The organism is Micromonospora sp. DSM 43699, assembly GCF_055517075.1.
In genome coordinates this window covers 16,505-30,001 of record NZ_JBTMMT010000075.1, presented here as the reverse complement: position 1 = coordinate 30,001, position 13,497 = coordinate 16,505, and the positions used below count along the sequence as shown (strand labels likewise).

The 13,497-nt window shown below is 73.1% G+C and carries 14 protein-coding genes and 2 pseudogenes; 13 read left to right on the top strand and 3 right to left on the bottom strand.

Going from position 1 to position 13,497, the window contains the following annotated elements; translation table 11 throughout:
• Positions 1-361 precede the first annotated feature (361 nt).
• The 12 genes and pseudogenes from proS to AC0AIB_RS26835 all read left to right on the top strand — a co-directional run bounded on the left by proS (position 362) and on the right by AC0AIB_RS26835 (position 8,884).
• The gene (gene proS / locus AC0AIB_RS26890) at positions 362-1,768 is read left to right on the top strand and encodes a proline--tRNA ligase (RefSeq protein ID WP_328339117.1); all 1,407 of its coding nucleotides are present in this window, start codon (positions 362-364) and stop codon (positions 1,766-1,768) included.
• Between the two features lie 101 nt (positions 1,769-1,869).
• Positions 1,870-2,517: a ribonuclease FAU-1 family protein gene (locus AC0AIB_RS26885; protein WP_328339115.1), complete on the top strand. Its 648-nt coding sequence runs from the start codon at positions 1,870-1,872 to the stop codon at positions 2,515-2,517.
• 241 nt (positions 2,518-2,758) lie between these two features.
• Positions 2,759-3,262 carry a 30S ribosomal protein S16 gene (rpsP, locus tag AC0AIB_RS26880; protein ID WP_328339113.1) on the top strand — a complete coding sequence of 168 codons (504 nt, stop codon included), beginning with the start codon at positions 2,759-2,761 and terminating at the stop codon, positions 3,260-3,262.
• The gene (locus AC0AIB_RS26875; protein WP_172862164.1) at positions 3,237-3,497 is read left to right on the top strand and encodes an RNA-binding protein; all 261 of its coding nucleotides are present in this window, start codon (positions 3,237-3,239) and stop codon (positions 3,495-3,497) included. The genes rpsP and AC0AIB_RS26875 overlap by 26 nt, the downstream gene beginning before the upstream one ends.
• A 2-nt stretch (positions 3,498-3,499) precedes the next feature.
• Entirely contained in the window at positions 3,500-4,093 is a 594-nt protein-coding gene (gene rimM / locus AC0AIB_RS26870; protein WP_465097721.1) for a ribosome maturation factor RimM, read from the top strand.
• A 16-nt stretch (positions 4,094-4,109) separates the two neighbouring features.
• Positions 4,110-4,898 (top strand): tRNA (guanosine(37)-N1)-methyltransferase TrmD, encoded by a 789-nt coding sequence (trmD, locus tag AC0AIB_RS26865; RefSeq protein ID WP_328339111.1) that lies wholly within the window; start codon positions 4,110-4,112, stop codon positions 4,896-4,898.
• A gap of 144 nt (positions 4,899-5,042) precedes the next feature.
• Entirely contained in the window at positions 5,043-5,399 is a 357-nt protein-coding gene (gene rplS / locus AC0AIB_RS26860) for a 50S ribosomal protein L19 (protein ID WP_091245871.1), read from the top strand.
• A 193-nt stretch (positions 5,400-5,592) separates the two neighbouring features.
• Positions 5,593-6,423, top strand: a pseudogene (lepB, locus tag AC0AIB_RS26855) (signal peptidase I); the annotation flags it as partial.
• Between the two features lie 149 nt (positions 6,424-6,572).
• The gene (gene lepB, locus AC0AIB_RS26850; protein WP_328339107.1) at positions 6,573-7,208 is read left to right on the top strand and encodes a signal peptidase I; all 636 of its coding nucleotides are present in this window, start codon (positions 6,573-6,575) and stop codon (positions 7,206-7,208) included.
• Between the two features lie 58 nt (positions 7,209-7,266).
• Complete coding sequence (locus tag AC0AIB_RS26845) at positions 7,267-7,758, top strand: NUDIX hydrolase (RefSeq protein WP_328339106.1); 492 nt, start codon at positions 7,267-7,269, stop codon at positions 7,756-7,758.
• The gene (locus tag AC0AIB_RS26840; RefSeq protein ID WP_328339104.1) at positions 7,752-8,564 is read left to right on the top strand and encodes a ribonuclease HII; all 813 of its coding nucleotides are present in this window, start codon (positions 7,752-7,754) and stop codon (positions 8,562-8,564) included. Before AC0AIB_RS26845 ends, AC0AIB_RS26840 begins: the two co-directional genes overlap by 7 nt.
• Complete coding sequence (locus AC0AIB_RS26835) at positions 8,561-8,884, top strand: DUF2469 domain-containing protein (RefSeq protein ID WP_011905215.1); 324 nt, start codon at positions 8,561-8,563, stop codon at positions 8,882-8,884. The genes AC0AIB_RS26840 and AC0AIB_RS26835 overlap by 4 nt, the downstream gene beginning before the upstream one ends.
• Before the next feature lie 60 nt (positions 8,885-8,944).
• On the opposite strand, the gene AC0AIB_RS26830 is transcribed toward AC0AIB_RS26835, so the two are convergent.
• Entirely contained in the window at positions 8,945-10,051 is a 1,107-nt protein-coding gene (locus tag AC0AIB_RS26830; RefSeq protein ID WP_465097720.1) for a sulfite oxidase, read from the bottom strand.
• A 181-nt stretch (positions 10,052-10,232) separates the two neighbouring features.
• On the opposite strand from AC0AIB_RS26830, the pseudogene AC0AIB_RS26825 reads away from it, so the two are divergent.
• Positions 10,233-10,778: pseudogene (locus tag AC0AIB_RS26825) on the top strand (murein hydrolase activator EnvC family protein); the annotation flags it as partial.
• A 264-nt stretch (positions 10,779-11,042) separates the two neighbouring features.
• Here the strand turns inward: AC0AIB_RS26825 and AC0AIB_RS26820 are convergent.
• Both AC0AIB_RS26820 and AC0AIB_RS26815 read right to left on the bottom strand, forming a co-directional pair.
• A complete protein-coding gene (locus AC0AIB_RS26820; RefSeq protein ID WP_465097719.1) occupies positions 11,043-12,224 on the bottom strand; it encodes an aminotransferase class V-fold PLP-dependent enzyme in 1,182 nt (393 codons plus the stop codon).
• 155 nt (positions 12,225-12,379) lie between these two features.
• Complete coding sequence (locus AC0AIB_RS26815; protein ID WP_328339098.1) at positions 12,380-13,378, bottom strand: tyrosine recombinase XerC; 999 nt, start codon at positions 13,376-13,378, stop codon at positions 12,380-12,382.
• Positions 13,379-13,497 lie beyond the last annotated feature (119 nt).

Here is a 13,497-nt window from a genome sequence, read left to right as displayed (position 1 = left end):
CCAAAGTCGGCACCACCACTCCATGATCGCCAAGCGGGCCCCCCCCGCTCCCCGATCTGGCACTTCCTGTCCCGGGTTGACCAGCCGCCCACGGCGTGAACGCAACGGCGTTGTCCGGGATGTTTCCGGGATGTAGTGGCCTCGCGGCTCGGGGATGCCACTACATCCCGGAAGTAGCACGATCTTGTCGTGGGGTGTGGGGTGTGGGGTGTGGGGTGTGGGGTGTGGGGTGTGGGGTGTGGGGTGTCAGGGGGCGGGGGAGCGTCAGGGGCGGGGGAGCGGGGCGGTTCGGTGGGTGGGATGTGGGTGATGTCGCGCCCGAGCGCGTCGTCCCCGGGCGGGGCGCATAGGATCTGCGGTCATGGCTCGTGTGCTCACTCCCCGTGCGGAGGACTTTCCCCGCTGGTACCAGGACCTGATCGCCAAGGCGAAGCTGGCCGACAACGGCCCGGTCCGGGGGACCATGGTCATCCGTCCGGCCGGCTATGCCATCTGGGAGCGGATGCAGGCCGAGATGGACGCCCGGATCAAGGCGGCCGGCGCGGAGAACGCGTACTTTCCGCTGTTCATCCCGGAGAGCTACCTCAAGCGCGAGGCCGAGCACGTCGAGGGCTTCTCGCCGGAGCTGGCGGTGGTCACCCACGGTGGTGGCAAGCAGCTCGCCGAGCCGGTGGTGGTGCGCCCCACCAGCGAGACGGTGATCGGCGAGTTCATGGCCAAGTGGATCGACTCGTACCGTGACCTGCCGCTGCTGCTCAACCAGTGGGCGAACGTGGTCCGTTGGGAGCTGCGCCCGCGGATCTTCCTGCGGACCAGCGAGTTCCTCTGGCAGGAGGGGCACACCGCCCACGCCACCCGGGAGGACGCGCGGGCCTACGCCCGCAGGATCCTGCACGAGGCGTACGAGGATCTGATGGTCAACGTTCTGGGCATCCCGGTGGTGGTCGGGCTGAAGACCGCCCGGGAGCGCTTCGCCGGGGCGACCGCCACCTACACCTGCGAAGGCATGATGGGTGACGGCAAGGCGCTCCAGCTGGGCACCAGTCACGAGCTGGGGCAGAACTTCGCCAAGGCGTTCGACATCAGCTACTCCTCGGCCGAGGGTGGCCGGGAGCACGCCTGGACGACCTCCTGGGGCACCTCGACCCGGATGCTCGGCGGCCTGATCATGGCGCACGGCGACGACAACGGTCTGCGGGTGCCGCCGAGGCTGGCCCCGATCCAGGCGTACGTCATGATCGTCAAGGCGGGCGACGGCGTGGGCGAGGCGGCGGCCACGCTGCGCGACGCGCTGCGCGACGCCGGCGTCCGGGTGGCGCTCGACGACCGCACCGACACCGCGTTCGGCCGCCGGGCCGTCGACGCCGAGCTGCGCGGCTATCCGGTACGCGTCGAGGTCGGCCCCCGTGACCTGGCCGCCGGCAACGCGGTGGTGGTCCGGCGTACGGACGGCTCGAAGGCGCCCACCCCGGTCGCGGACGTGGTCGGCGCGGTCCTGGCCGCCCTGGAGGCCGACCAGCGGGCGCTGCACGACCAGGCGCTCGCCCACCGACGTTCCCGGACCGTCGAGGTGTCGACCCTCGCCGAGGCGATCGAGGCGGCCGCCACCGGCTGGGCCATGGTGCCGTGGTCGGCCGTCGGTGTCCCGGGCGAGGCCGAGGCCAACGGCCAGGGCGTCACCGTCCGCTGCCTGCTGCGCGCCGACGGTTCCGTCCCGGACAGCGAGGACGAGCCGGACCTCGTCGCCATCCTGGCCCGCGCCTACTGAGCGACGTCGGCACACCCGTCGGACCGCCCTCCGCCCGCCGCGCACCGGTCGCGGCCAGTCGGTGGTGGGCGGGAGGCCCGTTCTGACCTGTGGAGGTGTGGGTGCGTTTCGAGCCAGGTCGGCTGATCATGCACCGGAACGTGCGGCACGGCCGGATCGGCTGGGTCCGACCGGCCCGGGTGGTCCTCGACGACGACCGGGGCCTGCTGCTCTGGGTGGCCCGGGACTCGCCGGTGGCGCACGAGGTCTCCGAGGCGGGGCTGGGCATGCGGGCGATGCCCTTCACCGAGTGGATCACCTCGTCCTACCGGCTGGCCCAGGGCCGGTGGGACGGTCCTCCCCTGCTGGAGTTCCTGCCCGCCGGGGCGGCCCACTCGGTCTGGTTCTTCCGCGACGCGCAGGAGCGCTTCGCGGAGTGGTACGTCAACCTGGAGGAGCCCGGTGTCCGGTGGGACGACGGGCCGGTGGCCGGGGTGGACGTTGTCGACCAGGACCTGGACGTGGTGGTCCGCCCCGACCTCGGTTGGCGGTGGAAGGACGAGGACGAGTTCACCGAGCGGCTCGCCTTCCCCGGCCACTACTGGGTGACCGACGAGAAGGCGGTCCGGGCCGAGGGGGAGCGGGTGATCGCCCTCGTCGAGTCGGGGGAGTTCCCGTTCGACGGCACCTGGTGTGACTTCACTCCGCCGGCCGACTGGACGCCCCCGGAGGGCCTGCCACCCGGCTGGGACCGACCGCCGGCGCGGTGAGTGTGTCGCTGCTCACATGAATCCCGGTCGGGTGGGCGCCGGCCGGGGTCGATGTGAGCGTCCGGCGAGCTGTCTGGCACAATAGGTCGCTGGTATCCGACGCGCGTTCGGCGCCCTCTAACCCGGGCGCGTCGTCAGTCCACCCGAGCAGTCTCCGGCCCAACCCCACTGTGCCGGTCGACGCTCACCCGTGCACCGCCCGTAGCCGGGTCGGTGAAATCGCAACAGGAGCGAAACAACTGTGGCCGTAAAGATCCGGCTCCTGCGGATGGGCAAGATCCGCAACCCGCAGTACCGCATCGTCATCGCCGACTCGCGCACCAAGCGTGACGGGCGCGCGATCGAGTTCGTGGGCGTGTACCAGCCGAAGGAAGATCCTTCGATCATCGAGGTCAAGTCGGAGCGGGTCCAGTACTGGCTCTCGGTCGGCGCGCAGCCGAGCGAGGCCGTCCAGCGTCTGCTGGAGCTGACCGGTGACTGGCAGAAGTACAAGGGCCTGCCGGCCCCGCCGCCGCTGAAGGTCGCCGCCGAGCGGGCCGACCGCAAGGCGGCGTACGAGGCCGAGGCGAAGGCCGCTGCCGGCCTGGCTCCGGAGACCCCGGCCAAGCCGGCCCGGAAGGCCGCCAAGACCGAGGCCCCGAAGGCGGAGGCCCCGAAGACCGAGGCCCCGGAGACCCCGGCCGAGAAGACCGAGGCTCCGGCCGAGGCCCCGGCCGCTGCTGCCGACGCCGGTGAGCAGGCCTGACATGCCGCTGCGTCCCGCCCTGGAGCACCTGGTCAAGGGAATCGTCGACCACCCGGACGACGTGCGCGTCCGGATGGTCGACTCCCGTCGGGGCAAGCGGCTGGAAGTCCGCGTGCACCCGGAGGATCTCGGCACGGTGATCGGGCGGTCCGGCCGGACCGCCAAGGCACTGCGTCAGGTGATCGGCTCCATCGGTGGACGCGGGGTACGCGTCGACATCGTCGACTCGTACTGATGCTGCTCATCGTCGGCAGGATCGGCAAGCCGCACGGCATCCGCGGTGAGGTCACCGTGGAGGTGCGGACCGACGAGCCCGAAGCGCGGTTCGCCCCCGGCGCGGTGCTGTGCACCGAGCCGGGGGCGACGCCCCGTGCCGCGCCGCCCCGCGCTGCCGGGGGGTCGGCCACCGAGTCGGCCCCGACCGCCGAGCCGGGGGCGGTGTACGAGGTTCCCGGCGAGCTGACCATCGAGGCGGCCCGCTGGCACCAGGGGCGGATGCTGGTGGCCTTCGACGGGGTGCTCGACCGGGAGACCGCCGAGGCGCTGCGCGGCACCCTGCTCGGGGTGGACAGCGCCTCCGTCGCCCCACCGGAGGACCCTGAGGAGTTCCACGACCACCAGCTGGTCGGTCTGGCCGTGGTGACCCCGGCCGGGGAACACCTCGGCGAGGTGGCCAAGATCGACCACGCGCCCGCCTCCGATCTGCTCGTCCTGCGTCGCCCGCAGGGGCGTACCGCGCTGATCCCGTTCGTCAAGGCGATCGTCCCGGAGGTCGATCTCGTCGGCGGACGCGTCGTCGTCGACCCGCCGGCCGGTCTGCTCGACCTCTAGACCGGAAGCCACCCACATGCGCGTCGACATCGTGTCGATCTTCCCGGAGTACTTCGCCCCGCTGGACCTGTCCCTGATCGGGCGGGCCCGTGAGCAGGGTCTGCTCCGGCTGGCCGTACACGACCTGCGAAGCTGGACCCACGACGTGCACCGCACGGTCGACGACACGCCGTACGGCGGCGGGCCGGGCATGGTGATGCGGCCGGAGCCGTGGGGTGCGGCGCTGGACGCGCTGGCCCCCGACGAGCTGGCCCCGGACGGTCTGACCCTGCCCCGGCTGCTGGTGCCCTCCCCGGCGGGCGAGCCGTTCACCCAGGCGATGGCGCACGAGTTGGCCGCCGAGTCGCACCTGCTCTTCGCCTGCGGCCGGTACGAGGGCATCGACCAGCGGGTGCTGGACCACGCCGCGACCCGGCTGCGGGTCACCGAGGTCTCACTCGGCGACTACGTGCTCTTCGGCGGCGAGGTCGCGGTGTTGGTGGTCCTGGAGGCGGTCACCCGGCTGCTGCCGGGGGTGCTCGGCAACGCCGGTTCGCTTGACGACGAGTCGCACGCCCACGGCCTGCTGGAAGCCCCGATGTACACCAAGCCGGCGAGTTGGCGGGGGCACGAGGTGCCCGAGGTGCTCCGCTCGGGCGACCACGGGCGGATCGCCCGCTGGCGGCGCGACGAGGCGCTGACCCGGACGGCCGCCCGGCGGCCCGACATGATCGCCGCGCTGCCCCCGGAGGTCCTGGACAAACGGGACGTCGTCGCCTTGGAGCGGGGTGGGTTTCCGCTGCCCGCGGAGGATGTGGCAAAGTAGGGGGGTTGCCGCATCCGCCCGCGCCCGTGGGTGGCTGCGAGGATTCCCGACCGGGGTCGGCCCGGCCGACCACCGTCCGGGGATCAGAATCACCCATCCGCGCACCGACTGACGGTGCGCCGTGAGCATCACGAGGACGCAGCGATGAACATCCTGGACGCCCTTGACGCCCAGTCGAAGCGCACCGACCTCCCCGACTTCCGTGCCGGTGACACCGTCAAGGTGCACGCGCGGGTCGTCGAGGGCAACCGGTCCCGGGTCCAGATCTTCCAGGGCGTCGTCATCCGCCGCCAGGGTGACGGTCTGCGCGAGACCTTCTCGGTCCGCAAGGTCAGCTTCGGGGTGGGTGTGGAGCGGACGTACCCGATCAACGGCCCCGGCATCGACCGGATCGAGATCGTGACCCGTGGCGACGTGCGCCGGGCCAAGCTCTACTACCTGCGCGAGCTGCGCGGCAAGAAGGCCAAGATCAAGGAGAAGCGGGAGAAGCAGCCCAGCTGACTTCCCGATCGCCACGCCGCCTGAGCTGCGCGGATGTCGTATCGACCAGAGCGCATTACGCTGATCGGTACGGGCGCAGACCGGCAGGTGGCACCGCGACCCAGGTTGCGGTGCTCCGATCGTCCACTGCCGCCCGTGGGGCCTCGACGAGGCTCCCGGGCGGTAGTGTCGTTTCTGCGGACCGGGGAGTGGCGTGGTGCAGGTGCTTGACTCGAACGAGACAGCCGACCCGTGGCGTCGGCGGGCCCGGCCCACCCGTCGGCAGATGCCCCTCTGGCAGGAGTTGCCGCTCCTGTTGATCGTGGCCTTCTGTCTCGCGGTGCTGATCCGCACCTTCCTGCTCCAGGCCTTCTTCATCCCGTCCAGTTCGATGGAGGACACCCTCCTCATCGGCGACCGGGTCCTGGTCAACAAGGTCGTCTACGACGTCCGCGACCCGCTGCGCGGCGAGGTGGTGGTCTTCCGGGGCACCGACAAGTGGGTCGCCCAGGAGAGCCCCGCGCCACCGACCGGCGCCGCCGGCAAGATCGGGCGTACCCTCGGCGACCTGATCGGCGTGAGCCGTCCCGGTGAGAAGGACTTCATCAAGCGGGTGATCGGGGTGCCCGGCGACCGGGTCAAGTGCTGCGACGACCAGGGTCGGGTGCTGGTCAACGGCATCCCGTTGGACGAGCCCTACGTGGTGCGCGACTCGCCCCTGGACGTGCCGCCGAACCCGAAGGAGTGCCGGTCCCGCCGGTTCGACGAGGTGGTCGTACCCCCCGGTCAGATCTTCGTGATGGGTGACCACCGGTTGGTCTCCCAGGATGCCCGCTGCCAGGGCCCGGTGCCGATCGACAACGTGGTGGGCCGGGCGTTCATGGTGGTGTGGCCGTCGTCCCGGTGGACGTCGTTGCCGGTGCCGGCCACCTTCGAACGGCTGGCCGGCTCCGCCGCTGCGCCCGCTCCGGCGCCGGTGCGGCCCACCCCGTCCGGTGACGTGGCCCTGCTCCTCCCGGTCGTCGCCCTGCTCTCCGCCGTCGCCCGGTCCGGGCGGCAGGTGTGGCCGCGCGGTCCCGGAGGCTCCGGCGGGCCACCGCGTCTGTGCCGGGACCGGCCCTGGCATTCCCGGTGCCCGGACCACCTCCGGCGTTCCGGGCGGCCCGTTCGGCTCCGGCGACGTAGGCTCCACCCGTGATTGACGAGCAGACCGAAAAGCCGCGTAGCTCCTTCTGGAAGGAGCTGCCCATCCTCCTGGGCGTCGCGATCCTGGTGGCGGTGCTGGTCCGCGCATTCGTGCTGCAGACCTTCTTCATCCCGTCCCCGTCCATGGAGAACACCCTCAAGATCGACGATCGGGTGCTGGTCAACAAACTGGTCTACGACTTCCGCTCACCGCACCGTGGCGAGGTGGTGGTGTTCAAGGCCCCGACCGAGTGGAGCGGCAACCCCGACGGTGAGGACTTCATCAAGCGGGTGATCGGGGTCGGCGGCGACCACGTGGTCTGCTGCGACGCGCAGGAGCGGCTGACGATCAACGGCAGGTCCCTCGACGAGCCGTACGTCTACTCCGCCAACGGGCAGCAGGACAAGCCCGCCGACCAGGAGTTCGACATCACCGTCCCGCCGGGGCGGCTCTGGGTGATGGGTGACCACCGTTCGGCCTCCGGCGACTCCCTGGAGCACTGGCAGCAGTCAGGTCGCAACATCGACAGCGCCACCATCCCCGAGGGCGAGGTGGTGGGCCGGGCCTTCACCGTCTTCTGGCCGTTCGACCGGGCCACCTGGCTGACCGTGCCCAAGTCGTTCGACGGGATTCCCAACCCCTGAACCGGTTCGGCCCGCCGGGGCGTGGCCGACAGCAGGTGTCGTCTGGCAGGCTAATACGGTGACCGTCTTCCACCCCCGGCGCGCGGCACGCGTGCTGCTCGTCGACGCGTCCGGCCGGGTGCTCCTCTTCGCCGGCACCGATCCGGCCCGTCCGGGTCACCGGTACTGGTTCACCCCCGGCGGTGGGCTCGCCCCGGGGGAGTCCGCGGCGGCCGGTGCGGCCCGCGAGTTGGCCGAGGAGACCGGGCTGCGGCTGACCCCGGCCGAGCTGGGCGCGACGGTCCGGTACGAGACGATCGAGTTTCCCTTCGACGGCGTGTGGTACCGCCAGGAACAGGAGTTCTTCGTGGTCCGGGTGCCCGCCTGGGAGGTGGACACGGCCGGTTTCGACGAGATCGAGCGGGCCAGCGTCACCGGGCACCGCTGGTGGTCGGCGGCCGAGCTGGCCGACACCGCCGAGCGGTGCTACCCGGCCGACCTGTCGGCCCTGCTGGCGCGGGTGCTGGACGGCGACGCCGCCACGGTCCCGGTTCCGGGGGCGTCGTGCTGACCCCGCCGCGCACGGTGGTCCGCCGCGACGGTGGGCTCTACGCGCTGGAGCGGGCCCTGCAACGCCGCGGCTTCCGGCACGTCGCCGGGGCGGACGAGGCCGGCCGGGGGGCCTGCGCCGGCCCGCTGGTGGCCGCCGCGGCGGTGCTCCCCGAGGGGCGGCGCGGTGAGGTAGAGGGACTTGCCGATTCCAAGCTGCTCACCCCGGCGAGCCGGGAGCGGGTGTACGCCGAGGTGGTCACCCGCGCCCTGGCGTACTCGGTGGTGGTCATCCCGGCCGAGGAGGTCGACGCCCGGGGGCTGCACGTGTGCAACCTGGCCGCGATGCGCCGGGCCCTGGCCTTGCTGACCACCCGGCCGGACTACGTCCTCACCGACGGCTTCGGGGTGGACGGGTTGGACGTGCCGGGGCTGGCGGTCTGGAAGGGCGACCGGGTGGCGGCCTGCGTGGCGGCGGCCAGCGTACTGGCCAAGGTCACCCGGGACCGGCTCATGGTGGAGCTGGACGGACGCCATCCGGGCTACGGCTTCGCCGAGCACAAGGGGTACGCCACGGCCGAGCACACCGAGGCGCTGCGCGAGCGCGGGCCCTGCGTGGAGCACCGGTTCTCGTACGTCAATGTGGCTGCCGTCTCCGGCCGGGAGGGCGCCCCGCCCCGGGCCCGCCGGCCGTTCGACGCAGCTGCTCCCGAGCCGATGGAGCGCTCGGGCTCGTCAGGGGGTACCGTCGGCGTGGCGTTGGGCGAGCAGCCTCGGCCTCCGGCACCGGTGGGGGAAGATGTGGTCATGGAAGGCGGAGTGCGATGAGCGCGGAAGATCTCGAGAAGTACGAGACCGAGATGGAGCTGCAGCTCTACCGGGAGTACCGCGACATTGTCCGTCAGTTCTCCTACGTGGTGGAGACGGAACGCCGCTTCTACCTTGCCAACCAGGTGGACCTGCACGTGCGCAACTCCGACGGCGAGGTCTACTTCGAGGTCGAGATGCACGACGCCTGGGTCTGGGACATGTACCGCCCCGCCCGCTTCGTCAAGAACGTCCGGGTGATGACGTTCAAGGACGTCAACGTCGAGGAGTTGGAGAAGCCCGACATCTCGCTGCCCGCCGACTCGGGCTTCGGTAGCTGATCCCCGCCCCGCGTCGGCATCCCACCCGCCGACGCCGGGCCGGGGCTCGCCACGCCGGCCTCACTCCGCGACGACGAGCACGTCCACCCGCTGGACGAGATTGTTGGCGAAACCACCCCGGTTCCACTCCTGCTCCACCGGCTGGGTACGCCCCGACGCGTCGGTCGCCCGCGCCCCGAGCGAGTAGCGGCCGGGCTGCGGCGTCCACTCGTACCGCCAGCGTCGCCAGGACCATTCGCCGCCGCTCGGTGGGTCCAGGGTGGCCGGCGTCCAGCTCACCCCGCCGTCGGTGGTCACCTCCACCGCCACCACCGGGCCGTGACCCGACCAGGCCCGTCCGTCCACAGTGAACGGCGCGGGACGCAGCACCCTGCTGCGGGACATGAAGTCCGGGAAACCCGGTGGCCGGACCAGCGCCCGGGGTTCGATCCGGGTCACCGGCACCCCCGGGTCGTCGGCATCGCGTCGCAGCCGGTAGGCCACCGCGTTCTGGTAACCGTCGAACTCCCCGGTCAGCACCGTGATCGAGCGCAACCACTTGACGTGCGCCATGCCGTACCAGCCGGGGACGATCAGCCGCAGCGGTGCGCCGTGCTGGGGCAGCAGGGGAGCGCCGTTCATCTCGTACGCCAGTAGCACCTCCTCGCGGAGCGCGTCGGCGACCGGCAGGGCCCGCTGGTAGTCCTGTTCGACCCCGCGCTCCACGCCGTGGTCGGCGCCGGTGAACACCACGTCCACCGCCTCGGGGGCGAGCCCGGCCTCACGCAGCAACGGCGCCAACGGGGTGCCGGTCCACTCGGCGTTGCCCACCGCCTCCACCAGCCACGGCTGGCTGACCGGGCGGGGGTGCAGCAGCGCTCGGCCGTTGCCGGCGCACTCCAGGGTGACCCGGCGGGTCACCCGGGGGCGCTCGCGCAACTCGGCCGGCCCGAGCCGGAGCGGCCGACGTACCGCGCCGTCCACGGTCAGCGGGTGGGTCACCGGGTCGAGATCGGGGATGTCGTAGTGGATGAGCAGGTAGTGCAGCCCGGCCGGGGTGACGTCGTAGCGCAGCGCTTCGAGCGGGATGCCGTGGTTGCGGGCGGCGAGCTGGAGCTCCTCCGGGCTGATCGCCTCGGTCGCCCCGGCGACCCGCGACGGCCGGCTCACCTCGTCCATGGTGGTCATCGGTGGCCTCCCGGTCGGCACCCGCCTGTGATGCCGCCAGCCTAGACCGGCGGACCCCCCGCCGCCCGGTGTGTCATAGCAGATCGACGGGCCGGGCGGGCCTTGTCCACAGCCGGTCCCGTCGTCCACAGCGGACAACCGGTCCGTGGCACCGGTCGGCCGATCCGGACATGCTGCGGTGATGCTCACAGGACTGCGGCAGACGGTGGCCCTCGGGGTCGCCGTGCTCGTCATCGGCGCCCACTGGCTCCCCGGGCGGGCCACCCCGCCACCCTCCGTCCCGACCCGGGTCGAGCCGGCACCGGTGTTCCGGTGGCCCCTCGACGGCCCACCCCGGCCGGTACGCCGGTTCGACCCGCCCCCGCTGCCGTGGCTTCCCGGCCACCGGGGCGTGGACCTCGCCGCCGCGCCCGGCGCCACCGTCCGGGCTGCCGGGGCAGGCACGGTGCTCTTCGCGGACATGGTGGCCGGCCGGCCGGTGGTCACCGTCGGCCACCCCGGGGGTCTGCGGACCACCTACGAGCCGGTCCACCCCGAGGTCCACCCCGGTGACGTCGTGGCGGCCGGCGCGCCGCTGGGCGTGTTGCTGGCCGGGCATCCGGGTTGCCCCACGGCGGGGGCCGCCGCCCCGACCGGGAGCTGCCTGCACTGGGGGGCGCGGCGGGGCCCGGAATACCTCGACCCGCTGGCCCTGTTGGGGCTCGGCCCGGTCCGCCTGCTGCCGGTGGCCGCACGCGTCGACGTGGGCTTCTCCCGGGACGACGGTTCGGGCCGGGCCGGCGACGTCGACGGTCGGCGGCCCCGGGACGGCGACGCCGCCTCCGGGCGTCGACTGACCCGGGGCGACGACTCCGACACCGGTCGGCGGTGGGGCGAGGGGCCGGACGGGGTTGCCCGGCGGGAGGGGTGGGCACCCTGCCGCTGTGGTCAGCGCCCCGGCATCCGAGCAGCCCCGACCAGTCGACCCCCGACCGGCCAGCCTCCCGGCCAGTCAGCCCTTGGCCAGCAACGCCGGCAGCCGGGCCGCCAACCGCTCGTACTCGTCGGGGGCGTTGTAGACCTGGCCGCAGAGCCGGAGCCAGCCCTGACCGTGCCAGGCCATCACCGACACCTCGGTGGCGAGCCGCTCGGCGATCCGGGTCCGTAACGCCCCCGCCTCCTCCAGGGTGCCGGCGATGCCCGGTGGTAACGGCACGACCCGCATCGCCACCCCCGGCCCGCCCGGGTCGGGCAGGTCGGCCGGCGGCACCCCGAGCGCGTCCCCGACCACCCGCTGCCCGTACGCGGCCAGTGCGGCGTTGTGCGCGCGGACCCGGTCCACCCCGAGGCTACGCAGCGTGTAGAGGCCGGCCGGGGCGCTCAGCCAGCCGGTGTAGTCGAGGGTGGCCTGCCATTCGACGTTTCCCGGGAAGCCGCTCGGCTGCTGCCAGGAGACCACCAACGGCTCGATCCGCTCCCGCCACGACGGGGCGACCACCAGGACCGCGGTGCCGCGCGGGGCGTACCCCCACTTGTGCAGGTTGCCCACCCAGAAGTCTGCCCCGATCGCGTCCACCTGGACCGGCAGCATCCCCGGCACGTGCGCGGCGTCCACCAGCACGGGAATGCCGTGTTCCCGGGCCACGGCCACCAGCGCGGCGACCGGCAGCACCCAGGCCGTGGCCGAGGTGAGCTGGTCGACCACCAGCAACCGGGTCCGCCCCGGCCGCAGCCCGGCCCGGACGATCTCCACGAGTTGCCCGTCGGTGGCCGACCGGGGCAGATGCAGGCTCCGGGTGGTGGCACCGGTACGCCGGCACTCCCGGGCGACTGAGTAGTTCACCGCGCCGTACCCGTGGTCGGTGCCGAGCACCTCGTCGTCGGGGCGCAGGCCGAGCGACTGGAGCACCACGGCCACCCCCGTGGTGGTGTTGCCGACCAGGGCGGTGCCCTCCGGATCGGCGCCGAGGAAGGTGGCCAGGTGCCGCCGGGTGTGGGCCAGCCGGTCGACAAGCGCCTGGCCGAAGAAGCGCTGTGGGTTGGCTTCCATCTCGTCGCGCAGCCGCTGCTGGGTCCGCTGCACCCCGATCGGCACCGCGCCGAACGCGCCGTGGTTGAGATAACTGACCGAGGGGTCGAGGGTGAAGAGCAGTCGGGCCCCGGGAATCGGCTCGGGCGGCGGCGGGACGCTCATCCGATGATCGTAGCCGGCACCCCGGTGACCGGCGGACCGATCGTCGCCGGTCACTGCGACCCGTCTGCGTGACGCGCCTGGCCCGGCGTGCGCCCGGCCCGACGTGCGCCTGGCCCGGCGTGGGTCAGGCCCGGGGTGGGTCAGGCCCGACGTGGTCAGGCCCGGGGGTGGGCTTGGCGGTAGGCGGCGCGCAACCGCTCCACCGACACGTGGGTGTAGATCTGGGTGCTCGCCAGGGAGGAGTGCCCCAGCAGCTCCTGCACCGCCCGCAGGTCCGCGCCGCCGTCCAGCAGGTGGGTGGCCGCCGAGTGGCGCAGCCCGTGCGGGCTGGTCGGCGGCAGCCCGGTGGCCCGGGCGTAACCGGCGACGATCCGGCGGGCCGTCGTGGGATGGAGCCGCCCGCCCCGGGTGCCGAGGAACAGCGCCCGGTCGGAGGTCGGGCCGGCCAGTTCGGGCCGGCCGACCGCCAACCACCTGTCGATCGCCCGCTGGGCCGGCAGCCCGTACGGGACCGTCCGCTCCCGGTTGCCCTTGCCGAGGACCCGGACCACCAGGCGTTCGTGGTCGACGTCAGTGGCGTCCAACCCGCACACCTCGCTGATCCGCGCGCCGGTCGCGTAGAGCAGTTCGAGCAACGCCCGGTCGCGCAACAGGACCGGATCGGCCGCCGTGGCCGTCCCCGGCGACCCGGGGCCACCGGCACCGCCCGGTCCGGAAGACCCGCCGTCGCCCGGGGCCTCGACGAGGGTGGCGGCCTGGTCGGCGCGGAGCACGACCGGCAGCTCCCGACGGGCCTTCGGGGTGGCCAGCGGGGCGGCTACATCCGTGGCCAGCAGGCCGGACCGGTGCGCCCAACCGCTGAAGGTACGCGCCGCGGCGGCCCGCCGGGCCGACGAGCTGTGCGCCGCGCCTGTCGTCCGCTGCTTCGCCAGCCAGCTACGCAGCACGCCCAGCTCCAGGTCGGCGGGCTCGGCACAGCCCATCCGGACGGCATGGTCGAGCAGCGAGACCAGGTCGGCCACGTACGCCCGGACGGTGTGCGCGGACCGGTTGCGCACCTGGGCGAGGTGGGCGGCGAACTCGTCCACCGCGTCCCGCATCGCCGGGGGAAGCGCCTGGTGGGTGACCCGGGTGCCCGCACCGCGTCGACTCATCGAGCCGCCTCCGCAGTGGTCGACAGGTGGCGACGCCCGCACGTCGGCGGTGACCGACGGGGGAGCGAGCGGTCGTCCGGGGCCACCCGCACAGCTTACGGACGCCGGCGGGCAGGGCG